This window comes from Pseudomonas sp. GW822-FHT05A08, assembly GCF_058800485.1.
On the sequence record NZ_CM179511.1, the window covers coordinates 1,173,511 to 1,189,599 of the forward strand.

General features: G+C 59.1%; 13 protein-coding genes. 11 read left to right on the plus strand and 2 right to left on the minus strand.

All coding sequences use genetic code 11. The features are described 5' to 3' along the window. The first annotated feature begins 22 nt into the window (after positions 1–22). Complete coding sequence (gene fur, locus AC3RCP_RS05240; RefSeq protein ID WP_007920840.1) at positions 23–427, plus strand: ferric iron uptake transcriptional regulator; 405 nt, start codon at positions 23–25, stop codon at positions 425–427. Positions 428–515: 88 nt separating this feature from the next. On the opposite strand, the gene recN is transcribed toward fur, so the two are convergent. Then, on the minus strand, positions 516–2,189 hold the full coding sequence (gene recN, locus AC3RCP_RS05245) for a DNA repair protein RecN (RefSeq protein WP_492569194.1): 1,674 nt from the start codon (positions 2,187–2,189) through the stop codon (positions 516–518). Between the two features lie 252 nt (positions 2,190–2,441). Here recN and grpE point away from each other — a divergent pair, with 252 nt between their 5' ends. From grpE to AC3RCP_RS05285, 8 genes are all read left to right on the plus strand, one after another. Next, on the plus strand, positions 2,442–3,008 hold the full coding sequence (gene grpE / locus AC3RCP_RS05250; RefSeq protein ID WP_007920848.1) for a nucleotide exchange factor GrpE: 567 nt from the start codon (positions 2,442–2,444) through the stop codon (positions 3,006–3,008). A 102-nt stretch (positions 3,009–3,110) separates the two neighbouring features. Continuing rightward, positions 3,111–5,027: a molecular chaperone DnaK gene (gene dnaK, locus AC3RCP_RS05255; RefSeq protein ID WP_007920851.1), complete on the plus strand. Its 1,917-nt coding sequence runs from the start codon at positions 3,111–3,113 to the stop codon at positions 5,025–5,027. Between the two features lie 324 nt (positions 5,028–5,351). Continuing rightward, a complete protein-coding gene (gene dnaJ / locus AC3RCP_RS05260; RefSeq protein ID WP_007920853.1) occupies positions 5,352–6,476 on the plus strand; it encodes a molecular chaperone DnaJ in 1,125 nt (374 codons plus the stop codon). Positions 6,477–6,486: 10 nt separating this feature from the next. Beyond that, the gene (gene dapB, locus AC3RCP_RS05265) at positions 6,487–7,293 is read left to right on the plus strand and encodes a 4-hydroxy-tetrahydrodipicolinate reductase (RefSeq protein WP_007920855.1); all 807 of its coding nucleotides are present in this window, start codon (positions 6,487–6,489) and stop codon (positions 7,291–7,293) included. Positions 7,294–7,551: 258 nt separating this feature from the next. Next, entirely contained in the window at positions 7,552–8,688 is a 1,137-nt protein-coding gene (carA, locus tag AC3RCP_RS05270) for a glutamine-hydrolyzing carbamoyl-phosphate synthase small subunit (RefSeq protein ID WP_007920857.1), read from the plus strand. A 104-nt stretch (positions 8,689–8,792) separates the two neighbouring features. Then, the gene (gene carB, locus AC3RCP_RS05275) at positions 8,793–12,014 is read left to right on the plus strand and encodes a carbamoyl-phosphate synthase large subunit (protein WP_007920860.1); all 3,222 of its coding nucleotides are present in this window, start codon (positions 8,793–8,795) and stop codon (positions 12,012–12,014) included. Then, positions 12,011–12,487, plus strand: a complete 477-nt coding sequence (gene greA / locus AC3RCP_RS05280; protein WP_007920862.1) for a transcription elongation factor GreA — start codon at positions 12,011–12,013, stop codon at positions 12,485–12,487. The genes carB and greA overlap by 4 nt, the downstream gene beginning before the upstream one ends. A gap of 28 nt (positions 12,488–12,515) precedes the next feature. Further along, positions 12,516–12,920 (plus strand): hypothetical protein, encoded by a 405-nt coding sequence (locus AC3RCP_RS05285; RefSeq protein ID WP_007920864.1) that lies wholly within the window; start codon positions 12,516–12,518, stop codon positions 12,918–12,920. Positions 12,921–12,932: 12 nt separating this feature from the next. Here the strand turns inward: AC3RCP_RS05285 and AC3RCP_RS05290 are convergent, their stop codons facing one another. Beyond that, the gene (locus AC3RCP_RS05290) at positions 12,933–13,241 is read right to left on the minus strand and encodes a YhbY family RNA-binding protein (protein ID WP_007920867.1); all 309 of its coding nucleotides are present in this window, start codon (positions 13,239–13,241) and stop codon (positions 12,933–12,935) included. Positions 13,242–13,347: 106 nt separating this feature from the next. Here AC3RCP_RS05290 and rlmE point away from each other — a divergent pair, with 106 nt between their 5' ends. Beyond that, positions 13,348–13,977 carry a 23S rRNA (uridine(2552)-2'-O)-methyltransferase RlmE gene (gene rlmE / locus AC3RCP_RS05295; protein ID WP_101336809.1) on the plus strand — a complete coding sequence of 210 codons (630 nt, stop codon included), beginning with the start codon at positions 13,348–13,350 and terminating at the stop codon, positions 13,975–13,977. 201 nt (positions 13,978–14,178) lie between these two features. Beyond that, positions 14,179–16,083 carry an ATP-dependent zinc metalloprotease FtsH gene (gene ftsH, locus AC3RCP_RS05300; protein WP_009046930.1) on the plus strand — a complete coding sequence of 635 codons (1,905 nt, stop codon included), beginning with the start codon at positions 14,179–14,181 and terminating at the stop codon, positions 16,081–16,083. The last annotated feature ends 6 nt before the right edge of the window (positions 16,084–16,089 follow it).

Consider the following 16,089-nt stretch of genomic DNA (forward strand, 5'->3'; position numbering starts at 1 on the left):
AGCATCCGCGAGAAAGCTGACCATGGTTGAAAATAGCGAACTACGTAAAGCCGGCCTTAAAGTGACTCTGCCACGGGTCAAAATTCTACAAATGCTCGATTCCGCCGAGCAGCGACACATGAGCGCCGAGGATGTTTACAAGGCGCTGATGGAAGCTGGCGAGGATGTCGGTCTGGCCACGGTTTACCGTGTTCTGACCCAGTTTGAAGCAGCAGGCCTTGTGGTACGCCACAACTTTGATGGCGGTCATGCGGTATTCGAACTGGCTGACGGCGGTCACCACGACCACATGGTCAACGTGGATTCCGGTGAGGTGATCGAATTCTTCGACGAAGAAATCGAGAAGCTTCAGAAGGCGATTGTCGAGAAGCATGGCTTCGAGTTGGTGGATCACAACTTGGTGCTGTACGTACGCACGAAGAAATAAGCATGTCGCGCGGACATAGTCCGCGAAACGATCGAAGGCGACCCAAGGGTCGCCTTCGTGCTTTCTGCTCTATTAAAGTGGCAGGGACTCAAGCCTTGGCGGTAACTACCATTTTTTTCGCGTGGGCCAGCGACTCCTTGGTCAGGTCGATGCCGCCCAGCATCCGCGCTACCTCTTCGATCCGCTCGGTCTTGCCCAGTTTGGAAACCGCGGTGTGAGTCGCATCGCTGCCGCGCACCTTGTGCACAAAAAGATGTTGATGGCCCTGGGCTGCCACCTGCGGCAAGTGGGTGACCGTCAATACCTGGCCGCGCTCGCCGAGGCGACGTAGTAGTTGGCCGACGATCTCCGCGGTCGGGCCGCCGATGCCGACGTCCACTTCATCGAATACCAGGGTCGGGACACGAGAGGTCTGTGCGGTAATCACCTGGATTGCCAGGCTGATCCGCGACAGTTCGCCCCCGGATGCGACTTTAGCCAGGGCCTTGAGCGGCTGGCCGGGGTTGGCGCTGACCAGCAGCTCGACCTGCTCGAGGCCGTTGGGCTGCAGTTCATCGCCGCTGTTGGCGTGCAGTTCGATGGTGAAGCAGCCGCCAGGCATGCCCAGGCGCTGGATTTCCTGTTCGACGGCGCTGGCCAGGCTGGTTGCGGCCTGCTGGCGCAGCTCGCTCAGCTCCCTGGCTTTTTCGTGATAGTGCCGGGCATAGGATTTCAGCTCATCGCCCAGGCGCTCAATGGATTCGTCATTGGCATCCAGAGTTTCGATTTCCTCCAGCAGTTTCTGCTGCATGGCTGCCACCTCGGTGGGCTGGATCCGGTGTTTGCGGGCCAGGGTATAGATGGCGTCCAGCCGCTCCTCCAGTTGTTGCAGGCGCGCCGGGTCCGCATCGAAATGGTCGACGAAGCGATTCAGTTCGCCGACGGCTTCTTCGACCTGGATTTGCGCGCTGGCCAGCAGGTTGGTGGCTTCCGCCAGGGCGCCGGAGGTGTTGCCGATGCTCGACAGGCGATTGAGGCTCGCTGTGAGGGCGCTGAGGACGTTGCCCGAATCACTTTCGCTGCAATGCTCGACGACCTGCCGGCAGATGCCCAGCAGGCTTTCGGCATTGGTCAGGTTCTTGTGTTCGAGTTCCAGTTGCTCGAGTTCGTTTTCACCCAGGGCCAGGTTTTCCAGTTCCTCCAGCTGATAGCTGAGGAGCTGGTGGCGAGCCCGCTGCTCGTCCCCGGAGTTGGACAGACGCTCCAATTCCTGGCGGGTCTGGCGCCAGCGCTGGGCCGCCAGCGATACCTGGCGAGCCAGGTCGGTGGCGCCAGCGTATTCGTCGAGCAGGCGGCGGTGGGTATCGGTTTTCAGCAGCGACTGGTGTTCATGCTGGCTGTGGATGTCGATCAGCAGTTCGCCGAGTGCCTTGAGGTCGCCTAGCGGACACGGGGAGCCATTGATGTAGCCACGGGAACGGCCTTCGGCGGTGATGACCCGGCGCAGGATGCATGGGCTGTCGTTGTCCAGGTCGCGTTCGGCGAGCCACGTGCGGGCCTCTGGAATGTCTTCCAGGTCGAAGGTGGCGAGAATGTCGGCCTTGTCGGCACCTGGGCGTACTACGCCACTGTCGGCGCGATCACCCAGGGTCAGCCCCAGGGCGTCGAGCATGATCGATTTGCCGGCGCCGGTTTCACCCGTGATGACGCTCATCCCGCGATCCAGTTCCAGATCGAGATGCTCAACGATGGCGTAGTTGTGTACGGACAGGTGCACCAGCATAAAGGCCGCTCCCAAGCTTTAGGTCTGGTTATTTATACAGTGTTTTGTTTTCGGCTGACAATGCCCGGCCTTAGCTCGATTCACTTGCTTGGCGGATTTTTTTATCGCGTGCGGGAATAATTGGCGGCCGGCGTTTGGGGCCGTCCAATGATTTTTGCCAAGGGCGCGGCCCTTGAACCTGGAAAATGCGACCCCATATACCGGGGCAGAAGCGTGAGTTGAGCTCGCGGACGATATTGAAAGGAGAATTTTATGGCTGACGAACAGACGCTGGATACGCAAAATCTCGACGCCAATCAGGCCCCCGAGGCCTCGGGCGAAGATCTGGCGGCTCGTGTGCAAGTGCTCGAAGAGCAGTTGGCTGGCGCTCAGGATCAGGCATTGCGTGTTGCGGCCGATCTGCAGAACGTCCGCCGCCGTGCCGAGCAGGACGTAGAAAAAGCTCACAAATTCGCCCTCGAGCGCTTTGCTGGCGACCTGCTGCCAGTGATCGACAGTCTCGAGCGCGGTCTTGAGTTGTCCAGTCCGGACGACGAAAGCATTCGCCCGATGCGTGAAGGTATCGAACTGACCCTGAAAATGTTCCAGGACACCCTGAAGCGTTATCAGCTGGAAGCGATCGATCCGCATGGCGAACCGTTCAACGCTGAACAGCACCAGGCGATGGCCATGCAGGAAAGTGCCGACGTCGAGCCGAACAGCGTTCTCAAGGTGTTCCAGAAGGGCTATCAGCTCAACGGTCGCCTGCTGCGCCCGGCCATGGTCGTGGTCAGCAAGGCACCCGCACCGGTTTCGCCTTCGATTGACGAGAAGGCTTGAAATCGCGCGCAGGGCCCCCATTTATAGGTCAAGCGTTTAAGTGCTACCGCAGTCGGCCACCACTGCTGCGGCAACAAAATCTAAAGTTTCGGGAGAGTTAACATGGGCAAAATTATCGGTATCGACCTGGGGACTACCAACTCCTGCGTCTCCATTCTTGAAAACGGCAACGTAAAAGTTATCGAAAACGCTGAAGGCGCGCGTACCACGCCGTCCATCATCGCTTACGCCAACGATGGCGAAATCCTGGTTGGCCAGTCGGCCAAGCGTCAGGCCGTGACCAACCCGCACAACACCCTGTACGCGGTGAAGCGTCTGATCGGTCGCCGTTTCGACGAAGAAGTCGTGCAGAAAGACATCCAGATGGTCCCTTACAAGATCGTCAAGGCTGACAACAATGACGCCTGGGTTGAAGTGAACGGCCAGAAAATGGCTCCGCCACAGATCTCGGCTGAAATCCTCAAGAAAATGAAGAAGACCGCCGAAGACTACCTCGGCGAGGCCGTGACCGAAGCGGTGATCACCGTTCCGGCCTACTTCAACGACAGCCAGCGCCAGGCGACCAAAGACGCCGGCCGCATCGCGGGCCTGGATGTAAAGCGCATCATCAACGAACCTACCGCGGCCGCTCTGGCTTACGGCATGGACAAGGCCAAGGGCGATCACACCGTGATCGTTTATGACCTGGGTGGCGGTACCTTCGACGTATCCGTGATCGAAATCGCTGAAGTCGATGGCGAGCACCAGTTCGAAGTACTGGCAACCAACGGTGACACCTTCCTCGGTGGTGAAGACTTCGACATCCGTCTGATCGACTACCTCGTGGACGAGTTCAAGAAAGAAAGCGGCATGAACCTCAAGGGTGACCCGCTGGCCATGCAGCGCCTGAAAGAAGCCGCTGAAAAAGCCAAGATCGAGCTGTCCTCGAGCCAGCAGACCGATGTCAACCTGCCGTACATCACTGCAGATGCCACCGGTCCTAAGCACCTGAACGTGAAGATCTCACGCGCCAAGCTGGAATCGCTGGTTGAAGACCTGGTTCAGCGCACCATCGAACCTTGCCGCATCGCCATGAAAGACGCCGGTATCGACGTCAGCAAGATCGACGACGTGATCCTGGTTGGCGGTCAGACCCGCATGCCGCTGGTGCAGAAGCTGGTCACCGATTTCTTCGGTAAAGAAGCACGCAAGGACGTGAACCCGGACGAAGCCGTTGCCATGGGTGCTGCCATCCAGGGCGCGGTACTGGCCGGTGACGTGAAAGACGTACTGCTGCTGGACGTCAGCCCGCTGACCCTGGGTATCGAAACCATGGGTGGCGTGATGACCGCGCTGATCGAGAAAAACACCACGATTCCTACCAAGAAATCGCAAGTGTTCTCGACTGCCGACGACAACCAGGGCGCAGTGACCATTCACGTGCTGCAGGGCGAGCGTAAGCAAGCCGCGCAGAACAAGTCCCTGGGCAAGTTCGACCTGGCCGAGATTCCACCAGCTCCACGTGGCGTGCCGCAAATCGAAGTGACCTTCGACATCGACGCCAACGGCATCCTGCACGTAGGTGCGAAAGACAAGGCGACCGGCAAGACCCAGTCGATCGTGATCAAGGCCAACTCCGGTCTGTCCGAGGAAGAAATTCAGCAGATGGTTCGTGATGCTGAAGTCAACGCCGAAGAAGACCGCAAGTTCGAAGAGCTGGCCAGCGCGCGCAACCAAGGCGATGCCCTGGTTCACTCGACTCGCAAGATGATCGCTGATGCGGGCGACAAAGTGACTGCTGAAGAGAAGGCTGCGATCGAAGCTGCCGTGGTTGCCCTTGAAGCCGCTATCAAAGGCGACGACAAGGCTGCCATCGACGCGAAGGTCGAAGAGCTGTCGAAAGTGTCCGCTCCGGTCGCTCAGAAGATGTACGCCGAGCAGGCTCAGCCGGCAGAAGGCGCAGCTTCGCAGGGTGAATCGGCCGAGAAAGCCGACGACGTCGTCGACGCTGAGTTCGAAGAAGTAAAAGACCACAAGTAAGACTGCTTGTTGGTCGGCCGGTTGACTGCCTTTGTGCGGTGACTGGTAGGATGTCGCCGCGCGGGAGCTTGCTCCCGCGTTGGCGTGTCTGGAGCAAGCGAATTTTTTACGGCGTGCGGCTCTTTTCGCGCGCTGGCGGTACGGTCGGAAATGCTCCTGCTTTCCGTTCGGGATTACCGCAGTTGTCGGCCAGTCTGTTGGTCGTCTATCCAAGACCAGGATCGTTGAATTGACGTGAGTTGGGTCCGGGCCTGTATTGGGGCTCAACGAGTTTGACGAGGCTCAGGAGAGCGTTGTCGAACGTCCTTAAGAGTGCGAAGACTTATGGCAAAGCGTGACTATTACGAAGTATTGGGTGTGGAGCGAGGCTCGAGCGAAGCCGACCTGAAAAAGGCTTACCGCCGCCTGGCGATGAAGCACCACCCGGACCGTAATCCCGGCGACAAAGCGTCGGAAGATATGTTCAAGGAGGCCAACGAGGCCTACGAAGTATTGTCTGACTCGAGCAAGCGCGCGGCTTATGACCAGTACGGTCACGCCGGTGTCGATCCGAGCATGGGCGGTGGTGGCGCCGGCTTCGGTGGTCAGAACTTCTCCGACATCTTTGGCGATGTCTTCAGTGATTTCTTTGGTGGTGGCCGTGGCGGCTCCCGTGGCGGGGCTCAGCGTGGCAGCGACTTGCGCTACACCCTGGAGCTGAATCTGGAAGAGGCGGTGCGCGGCACCACCGTGAATATCCGCGTTCCGACGCTGGTCAACTGCAAGCCTTGCGACGGCTCGGGCGCCAAGAAAGGCTCCTCGCCTGTGACCTGCCCGACCTGTGGCGGTATCGGCCAGGTGCGCATGCAGCAGGGTTTCTTCTCGGTGCAGCAGACCTGCCCGCGTTGCCATGGCCAGGGCAAGATCATTTCCGATCCGTGCGATTCCTGTCATGGCGAAGGTCGCGTCGAAGAGTACAAGACACTGTCGGTGAAAGTGCCGGCGGGTGTCGATACCGGCGACCGCATTCGTCTGTCCGGCGAAGGCGAGGCGGGGACCCAGGGCGGCCCTACGGGCGACCTGTATGTGGTGATCAATGTGCGTGAGCACTCGATCTTCCAGCGCGACGGCAAGCACCTGTTCTGTGAAGTGCCTATCAGCTTCGTTGACGCGGCGCTGGGCGGCGAGCTGGAAATCCCGACGCTGGATGGCCGGGTCAAGCTGAAGATCCCTGAGGGCACCCAGACCGGCAAGCAGTTCCGTGTGCGCGGCAAGGGTGTGGCTCCGGTGCGTGGTGGCGGTGCTGGCGACTTGATGTGCCGGGTTGCGGTGGAAACGCCGGTGAACCTGAGTCGTCGTCAGCGTGAATTGCTCGAAGAGTTGCGTGGTTCCCTGGCGGACGACAATACCCACTCGCCGAAAACCACTGGCTGGTTCGAAGGCGTGAAGCGCTTCTTCGGCGACCTGTAAGGAGCGAAGCATGCGACGTATAGCTGTGATGGGCGCCGCAGGGCGCATGGGTAAGAACCTGGTGGAGGCCGTGCAACAGCGCTCGCCGCTCTCCGGGCTTACCGCGGCGATCGTGCGGCCTGGCAGTTCGTTGGTCGGTGCCGATGCTGGCGAGCTGGCATCGCTGGGGCGCATCGGTGTGCCGATGTCCGACAGCCTGGAAAAGGTTGCCGATGAATTCGATGTGTTGATCGATTTCACACTGCCGGAAGTGATGCTGAAGAACCTGGCGTTCTGCCGCAAGGCAGGCAAGGCCATGGTGATCGGTACCACGGGCTTGGGCGCCAAGGAAAAGCAGGTGCTGGCCGAGGCGGGCAAGGATATTCCGATCGTGTTCGCCGCCAACTTCAGCGTTGGCGTCAATCTGTCGCTGAAGCTGCTCGACATGGCGGCCCGTGTGCTGGGCGATGATGCAGACATCGAAATCATCGAGGCGCATCACCGGCACAAGATCGACGCGCCTTCGGGGACTGCCTTGCGCATGGGCGAGGTGATTGCCGATGCGCTGGGGCGTGATCTGCAGAAGGTCGCGGTGTATGGCCGTGAAGGCCATACCGGCGCTCGTGAGCGTGAAACCATTGGTTTCGCCACGGTCCGGGGTGGTGATGTGGTGGGCGATCACACGGTGTTGTTCGCTGCTGAGGGCGAGCGTCTGGAGATCACCCACAAGGCCTCCAGTCGCATGACTTTCGCCAAGGGGGCGGTACGTGCTGCGTTGTGGCTGGACGGTCGCCCGGCGGGTCTTTATGACATGCAGGATGTGCTGGATCTGCGTTGAGATGCATCCAAAACAGGGCCAGGCTTCGCGCTTGAGCCCTGTTTTACCCCGCTAAGCGATGTTCTGTCGCATTCCTCTGCCTTTAAGGCTCTTTAGCGGTGGACCAAAAAAGCCTTTTTCTGTAAGCTACAGCTTTAGTGTGTCCACTAAAAGCGCGCAGAATAATTCGGTGAAGAAGCGGGGTGACGTGTCCATACGTCACTCCGCTTTTTTACAACCTGCGATCGCCCTTTCAGGCTTTATTTACGGGAGGTCTTCTTGACTAAGCCAGCCATACTCGCCCTTGCTGATGGCAGCATTTTTCGCGGCGAAGCCATTGGAGCCGACGGTCAAACCGTTGGTGAGGTGGTGTTTAACACCGCAATGACCGGCTATCAGGAAATCCTTACCGATCCTTCCTACGCCCAACAGATCGTTACCCTGACTTACCCGCATATCGGCAATACCGGCACCACGCCGGAAGACGCCGAGTCCGATCGTGTCTGGTCGGCCGGTCTGGTGATTCGCGACTTGCCACTGGTTGCGAGCAACTGGCGTAACACCCTGTCCCTGTCCGACTACCTGAAAGCCAACAACGTTGTGGCGATCGCCGGTATCGACACCCGTCGCCTGACGCGCATCCTGCGCGAGAAAGGCGCGCAGAACGGCTGCATCATGGCCGGCGACAACATTTCCGACGAAGCGGCGATTGCCGCAGCGCGCGGCTTCCCTGGCCTGAAAGGCATGGATCTGGCGAAGGTCGTCAGCACCAAGGAAAGCTACGAGTGGCGCTCCAGCGTCTGGAGCCTGAAGACCGACAGTCATCCGACCATCGAGGCTTCCGAGCTGCCGTACCACGTGGTTGCCTACGACTACGGCGTCAAGCTGAACATCCTGCGCATGCTGGTCGAGCGCGGTTGCCGCGTGACCGTAGTGCCTGCGCAAACTCCGGCCAGCGACGTCCTGGCACTCAAGCCTGACGGCGTGTTTCTGTCCAACGGCCCTGGCGACCCCGAGCCTTGCGATTACGCCATCCAGGCGATCAAGGACGTGCTGGAAACCGAGATCCCGGTCTTCGGTATCTGCCTGGGCCACCAACTGCTGGCACTGGCCTCCGGCGCCAAGACGGTGAAGATGGGGCACGGCCACCACGGTGCCAACCACCCGGTCCAGGACCTGGACAGCGGTGTAGTGATGATCACCAGCCAGAACCACGGTTTTGCGGTGGACGAAGCCACCCTGCCAGGCAACGTGCGGGCGATCCACAAATCGCTGTTCGACGGTACCTTGCAAGGCATCGAACGTACCGACAAGAGCGCGTTCAGCTTCCAGGGTCACCCTGAAGCGAGCCCGGGCCCGAACGATGTGGCGCCGCTGTTCGATCGTTTCATCAACGAGATGGCCAAGCGACGCTGAGTGCTCGCCCCTGAAGGTGGCCCCGGCCTCGGCGGCCCCTTCAGCGCTTCAGAGATTTGATCAAGACGGCTTGCCGACTGACCTGCGGATTTGAGTGACAACCCATGCCAAAACGTACAGACATTAAAAGCATCCTGATTCTCGGCGCTGGCCCGATCGTGATCGGCCAGGCTTGCGAATTCGACTACTCCGGCGCCCAGGCCTGCAAGGCCCTGCGCGAAGAGGGTTACCGGGTCATCCTGGTGAACTCCAACCCGGCGACCATCATGACCGACCCGGCCATGGCCGACGCCACCTACATCGAGCCGATCAAGTGGCAGACCGTTGCCAAGATCATCGAGAAAGAACGTCCGGACGCTCTGCTGCCGACCATGGGTGGCCAGACTGCGTTGAACTGCGCCCTGGACCTGGAGCGTGAAGGCGTTCTGGAGAAGTTCGGCGTGGAAATGATCGGCGCCAATGCCGACACCATCGACAAGGCCGAAGACCGTTCGCGCTTCGACACCGCGATGAAGGCGATCGGCCTGGAGTGCCCGCGCTCCGGTATCGCCCACAGCATGGACGAGGCCAATGCGGTCCTCGAGAAGCTTGGCTTCCCGTGCATCATCCGCCCGTCCTTCACCATGGGCGGCACCGGTGGTGGCATTGCCTACAACCGTGAAGAGTTCGAAGAAATCTGCGCTCGTGGCCTGGACCTGTCGCCGACCAAGGAACTGCTGATCGACGAATCGCTGATCGGCTGGAAAGAATACGAGATGGAGGTGGTCCGCGATAAGAAGGACAACTGCATCATCGTTTGCTCGATCGAAAACTTCGACCCGATGGGCGTGCACACCGGTGACTCGATCACCGTGGCTCCGGCACAGACCCTGACCGACAAGGAATACCAGATCCTGCGCAACGCCTCCCTGGCGGTACTGCGTGAGATCGGCGTGGAAACCGGTGGCTCCAACGTCCAGTTCGGCATCTGCCCGAACACTGGCCGTATGGTGGTGATCGAGATGAACCCGCGGGTATCCCGTTCTTCGGCCCTGGCTTCGAAAGCCACCGGCTTCCCGATCGCCAAGGTCGCCGCCAAGCTGGCCGTGGGTTACACCCTGGACGAACTGTCGAACGACATCACCGGCGGCAAGACCCCGGCGTCCTTCGAGCCGTCCATCGACTACGTCGTGACCAAGCTGCCACGCTTCGCCTTCGAGAAGTTCGCCAAGGCTGACGCCCGCCTGACTACCCAGATGAAGTCGGTGGGTGAGGTGATGGCCATCGGCCGGACCTTCCAGGAGTCCCTGCAGAAAGCGCTGCGCGGCCTGGAAGTGGGTGTCTGCGGTCTGGATCCGAAGCTCGACCTGAGCAACCCGGAAAGCATGAACGTGCTCAAGCGCGAGCTGACTGTGCCGGGCGCCGAGCGTATCTGGTACGTGGCTGATGCCTTCCGTGCCGGTATGACCGTCGAGCAGATCTTCGGCATGAACATGATCGACCCTTGGTTCCTGGTACAGATCGAAGATCTGATCAAGGAAGAGGAGAAGGTCAAGACTCTGGGTCTGTCGGCCATCGACCGCGACCTGATGTTCCGCCTCAAGCGTAAAGGCTTCTCCGACCAGCGTCTGGCCAAGCTGCTGGGCGTGACCGAGAAGAACCTGCGTACCCACCGTCACAAGCTGGAAGTGTTCCCGGTCTACAAGCGCGTCGACACCTGCGCGGCCGAGTTCGCCACCGATACCGCCTACCTGTACTCGACCTATGAGGAAGAGTGCGAGGCTGCACCTTCGGGGCGCGACAAGATCATGATCCTGGGTGGCGGTCCGAACCGTATCGGCCAGGGCATCGAGTTCGACTACTGCTGCGTGCACGCGGCACTGGCGCTGCGTGACGATGGTTACGAAACCATCATGGTCAACTGCAACCCGGAAACCGTTTCCACTGACTACGACACCTCCGATCGCCTGTACTTCGAGCCAGTGACCCTGGAAGACGTACTGGAAATCGTCCGCGTCGAGAAGCCAAAAGGCGTGATTGTCCAGTACGGCGGCCAGACTCCGCTGAAACTGGCGCGTGCCCTGGAAGCGGCCGGCGTGCCGATCATCGGTACCAGCCCTGACGCCATCGACCGTGCCGAAGACCGCGAACGCTTCCAGCAGATGGTCGAGCGCCTGAACCTGCGTCAGCCGCCAAACGCCACCGTGCGCAGCGAAGACGAAGCGATTCGTGCCGCGGCCAAGATCGGCTACCCGCTGGTGGTGCGTCCGTCCTATGTGCTGGGCGGCCGGGCGATGGAAATCGTTTACGAAGAAGAAGAGCTCAAGCGCTACCTGCGTGAAGCGGTGCAAGTGTCCAACGACAGTCCGGTGCTGCTGGACCACTTCCTCAACTGCGCCATCGAGATGGACGTGGATGCGGTCTGCGACGGCAAGGATGTGGTGATCGGCGCGATCATGCAGCACATCGAACAGGCTGGCGTGCACTCCGGTGACTCCGCTTGCTCGCTGCCGCCATACTCGCTGCCTGCGCACATCCAGGACGAGATGCGCGAACAGGTCAAGAAGATGGCCCTGGAGCTGGGCGTGGTCGGCCTGATGAACGTGCAGCTGGCCCTGCAGGGCGAGCAGATCTACGTCATCGAAGTGAACCCGCGTGCTTCCCGTACCGTGCCGTTCGTTTCCAAGTGCATCGGTGTCTCCCTGGCGATGATCGCCGCGCGCGTCATGGCGGGTAAGACCCTGAAAGAGCTGGGCTTCACCAAGGAAATCATTCCTAACTTCTACAGCGTCAAGGAAGCGGTGTTCCCGTTCGCCAAATTCCCGGGTGTCGATCCGATCCTCGGCCCAGAGATGAAGTCGACCGGCGAAGTGATGGGTGTCGGTGACACCTTCGGCGAAGCCTTCGCCAAGGCCCAGATGGGCGCTAGCGAAGTGCTGCCGACTGGTGGTACCGCGTTCATCAGCGTGCGTGACGACGACAAGCCGCTGGTTGCGGGTGTGGCTCGTGATCTGATCAACTTGGGCTTCGAAGTGGTCGCTACTGCCGGTACTGCCAAGCTGATCGAGGCGGCAGGCCTGAAGGTGCGCCGTGTGAACAAGGTGACTGAAGGTCGTCCGCACGTGGTCGACATGATCAAGAATGACGAAGTCACGCTGATCATCAACACCACCGAAGGTCGTCAGTCGATCGCTGACTCTTATTCCATTCGTCGTAACGCCTTGCAGCACAAGATCTACTGCACCACCACCATTGCTGCGGGCGAGGCCATCTGTGAGGCGCTCAAGTTCGGTCCGGAAAAGACCGTGCGTCGCTTGCAGGATCTACATGCAGGATTGAAGGCATGAATAAATACCCAATGACCGTCCAGGGTTCCAAGGCCCTGGAAGAAGAGTTGACGTTCCTAAGCAAGGTCGAGCGGCCACGCTTGAGTCAGGCCATCGGTGAGGCTCGAGAACTCGGTGACCTCAAGGAAAACGCTGAATACCATGCTGCCCGCGAGGAGCAGGGAATGGTTGAAGCGCGCATCCGTGATATTGAAGGTCGCCTGCAAAACTCGGTTGTCATCGATGTGACGAGCATTCCTCATACAGGCAAGGTGATTTTCGGCACTACCGTCGAAATCGCCAACGTCGAAACCGATGAGAGCGTCACTTACCAGATCGTTGGTGAGGATGAGGCTGATATCAAGCTCGGAAAGATCTCTGTAGGTTCGCCCATTGCCCGTGCCTTGATCGCCAAGGAAGAGGGTGATGTGGTTGCCGTTAAAACGCCTAGCGGCGTGATCGAGTATGAGATTGTCGAAGTCCGCCACGTCTGAACGAGGGCGCCTGCTGAATGCAGGCGCCATGCTTTGGCAACTGACTCAGATGTTGTGGGTCGGTGGTGTGTGGTTGTTGCATGTCGGCTTGTTGCCGGTGCTGGGCCAGATTGGCCTGGCGCCGCTGCTGATCGAAGAGATCGGTAATGTGCTGAATGCGCTGCTGGTTGGTTTTTCAGCGGTATGCATCGTTCTTCAGGTGCTGGTATTGGTGCGTGCTGAAGGGCTGGCGAGCCTGTGGCGGGATATGCGAGGGCAGCTGCTGTTGGTGGCGTTATGTGCGTGCACGATGTATTTCGTGGTGCGCTTCGGGCTGTCGGATGTCGAGCGCTGGCAGCTGTTCAGCTATCTTGTCTTGGCTTTTTCCGGTCTGGTGCTGGTATTGCAGCCGGTGCCTGGGTGGAGTGGCAGGGCGCGCGAAGCACGCCCTTGACCCCTGTCGACGTCAGTGGAAGCGATGGACGTTGGACAGTTGCTTGTTTACCTTGGCGTTCTTGCGATAAATCAACGCCATTTTGCCGATGACCTGCACCAGATCCGCTTTGCCGGCCTTGCACAGTTCTGCAATGGCTTCCAGGCGGGATTCGCGTTCGAGGATGTTGAGCTTGATCTTGATCAGCTCATGATCGCTCAAGGCGCGTTCAAGTTCGGCCAACACACCTTCGGTCAAACCGTTGTCAGCCACAGTCAATACTGGTTTCAGATGGTGGCCAATGGATTTGTACTGTTTCTTCTGCTCTTGAGTGAGCGGCATAATCTGACCCCTGCGTCTGATCTTGTAAAAAGCGGCGGCCAGTTTACCCGAGCGCGTCCGGGACCGCCCAGTTAATCACGACCCGTTTTATTTTTTGAGGTGGCCCGTGGCCCGTTCCAAGACAAGCCATAACTGGCTGAAAGAGCACTTCAACGACCCATTCGTCAAAATGGCGCAAAAAGATGGGTACCGTTCGCGTGCCAGCTACAAGCTGCTGGAAATCCAGGAAAAGGATCGCCTGATCCGTCCTGGAATGAGTGTTATCGATCTGGGCGCGGCACCAGGGGGTTGGTCGCAGGTGACCAGTCGTCTGATCGGCGGGCAGGGGCGACTGATCGCTTCCGACATTCTGGAAATGGATAGCATCCCTGATGTCACCTTCATTCAGGGCGACTTCACCGAAGATGCAGTGTTGGCTCGAATCCTCGAGGCGGTCGGAAATTCCCAGGTGGACCTTGTGATTTCCGATATGGCCCCCAATATGAGTGGTACGCCTGCCGTAGATATGCCGCGGGCGATGTTTCTGTGCGAGTTGGCACTTGATTTGGCGGGGCGGGTTCTGCGTCCCGGTGGTGACTTCCTGATAAAGATTTTCCAGGGAGAAGGTTTCGACGAATACCACAAGAACGTTCGCAAGATGTTCGACAAGGTGGTGATGCGCAAACCGAGTTCTTCCCGTGATCGTTCTCGCGAGCAGTATCTGCTGGGACGTGGCTTTCGCGGGCGTATCGAGTAAAGGTTGTTTTTGACCGGGTTGATAGTTTTTTCGTATTTCGCCCCGGGGGCTTAAGCGAATATTGTGTAATCTGGGTTTCACAAAGGGTTACAGACAGCGCCTGCCAGAGCTGTAGGTAATGTAGTAAGTTAGGTCGGTGAATATCATGCGAAGCGCGCGCCAGCAGCGGAGCTTGCTTCAGAGGGTAGTTAATTGAACGATATGGCAAAGAATCTGATCCTGTGGTTGATCATCGCGGCTGTCCTGGTGACGGTGATGAACAACTTCTCCAGCCCTAACGAGCCGCAGACCCTCAACTATTCCGACTTTATCCAGCAAGTTAAGGATGGCAAGGTCGAGCGCGTAGCCGTTGATGGTTATGTGATTACCGGCAAGCGCAACGATGGCGATAGCTTCAAGACCATTCGTCCTGCGATTCAGGACAACGGCCTGATCGGTGATCTGGTGGATAACCACGTGGTCGTCGAAGGCAAGCAGCCTGAGCAGCAAAGCATCTGGACCCAACTACTGGTCGCCAGCTTCCCGATCCTGGTGATCATCGCCGTCTTCATGTTCTTCATGCGGCAGATGCAGGGTGGTGCTGGTGGCAAGGGCGGGCCGATGAGCTTCGGCAAGAGCAAGGCGCGTCTGTTGTCCGAAGATCAAGTGAAAACCACATTGGCGGATGTCGCGGGTTGCGACGAGGCCAAGGAAGAAGTGGGTGAACTGGTCGAGTTTCTCCGCGATCCGGGCAAGTTCCAGCGCCTGGGCGGTCGTATTCCTCGCGGCGTGCTGATGGTTGGCCCGCCGGGTACTGGTAAGACTTTGCTGGCCAAGGCCATTGCTGGTGAAGCCAAGGTTCCATTCTTCACCATCTCCGGTTCCGACTTCGTCGAAATGTTCGTTGGTGTAGGTGCCAGCCGCGTCCGCGATATGTTCGAACAGGCCAAGAAACATGCTCCGTGCATCATCTTCATCGACGAGATCGACGCCGTTGGTCGCCATCGTGGTGCCGGCATGGGTGGTGGTCATGATGAGCGCGAACAGACTCTCAACCAGCTGCTGGTAGAGATGGATGGCTTTGAGATGAACGACGGCATCATTGTTATTGCCGCCACCAACCGTCCTGATGTGCTGGACCCGGCGCTGCTGCGTCCTGGTCGCTTCGACCGTCAGGTTGTGGTTGGTTTGCCGGATATCCGTGGCCGTGAGCAGATTTTGAAAGTTCACATGCGTAAAGTGCCTATGGGTGAAGATGTCGCCCCGGCAGTGATTGCCCGCGGTACGCCCGGCTTTTCTGGTGCCGACTTGGCCAACCTGGTGAACGAGGCGTCGCTCTTCGCTGCCCGTAGCGGCAAGCGCATTGTCGAGATGAAAGAGTTCGAGCTGGCAAAAGACAAGATCATGATGGGCGCCGAGCGCAAATCCATGGTCATGTCCGAGAAGGAAAAGCAGAACACGGCCTATCACGAAGCAGGTCACGCCATTGTCGGTCGCGTAGTGCCTGAGCATGATCCGGTCTACAAGGTTTCGATCATCCCGCGTGGTCGGGCTCTGGGTGTAACCATGTTCCTGCCGGAAGAGGATCGCTACAGTCTGTCCAAGCGTGCGCTGATCAGTCAGATCTGTTCGCTGTACGGCGGTCGTATCGCGGAAGAAATGACGTTGGGCTTTGACGGTGTAACTACCGGAGCTTCCAACGACATCATGCGCGCCAGTCAGATTGCGCGGAACATGGTGACCAAGTGGGGGCTTTCCGAAAAGCTGGGTCCGTTGATGTACGCCGAAGAAGAGGGCGAGGTCTTTCTGGGGCGCAGTGCTGGCAGCCAGCATGCAAGCCTGTCTGCGGAAACCGCCAAGCTGATCGACTCCGAAGTTCGTAGCATCATCGACCAGTGCTATGGCACCGCCAAGCAGATCCTCACGGATAACCGCGACAAGCTGGATGCTATGGCCGATGCCTTGATGAAGTATGAAACCATCGATGCCGAGCAGATCGACGACATCATGGCTGGTCGTACCCCTCGCGAGCCTCGCGATTGGGAGGGCGGCTCGGGTACCACGCCTCCGGTGGTGCAGAACGAACGTCCAGAGACACCGATCGGCGGCCCGGCTGCTGACCACTAAGGTTTG

Excerpts from the sequence above, each read along its gene's own strand:
- fur (WP_007920840.1), top strand. The coding sequence starts at position 23 with ATGGTTGAAAATAGCGAACTACGTAAAGCCGGCCTTAAAGTGACTCTG.
- recN (WP_492569194.1), bottom strand. The coding sequence starts at position 2,189 with ATGCTGGTGCACCTGTCCGTACACAACTACGCCATCGTTGAGCATCTC.
- grpE (WP_007920848.1), top strand. The coding sequence starts at position 2,442 with ATGGCTGACGAACAGACGCTGGATACGCAAAATCTCGACGCCAATCAG.
- dnaK (WP_007920851.1), top strand. The coding sequence starts at position 3,111 with ATGGGCAAAATTATCGGTATCGACCTGGGGACTACCAACTCCTGCGTC.
- dnaJ (WP_007920853.1), top strand. The coding sequence starts at position 5,352 with ATGGCAAAGCGTGACTATTACGAAGTATTGGGTGTGGAGCGAGGCTCG.
- dapB (WP_007920855.1), top strand. The coding sequence starts at position 6,487 with ATGCGACGTATAGCTGTGATGGGCGCCGCAGGGCGCATGGGTAAGAAC.
- carB (WP_007920860.1), top strand. The coding sequence starts at position 8,793 with ATGCCAAAACGTACAGACATTAAAAGCATCCTGATTCTCGGCGCTGGC.
- greA (WP_007920862.1), top strand. The coding sequence starts at position 12,011 with ATGAATAAATACCCAATGACCGTCCAGGGTTCCAAGGCCCTGGAAGAA.
- AC3RCP_RS05285 (WP_007920864.1), top strand. The coding sequence starts at position 12,516 with ATGCTTTGGCAACTGACTCAGATGTTGTGGGTCGGTGGTGTGTGGTTG.
- AC3RCP_RS05290 (WP_007920867.1), bottom strand. The coding sequence starts at position 13,241 with ATGCCGCTCACTCAAGAGCAGAAGAAACAGTACAAATCCATTGGCCAC.
- ftsH (WP_009046930.1), top strand. The coding sequence starts at position 14,179 with ATGGCAAAGAATCTGATCCTGTGGTTGATCATCGCGGCTGTCCTGGTG.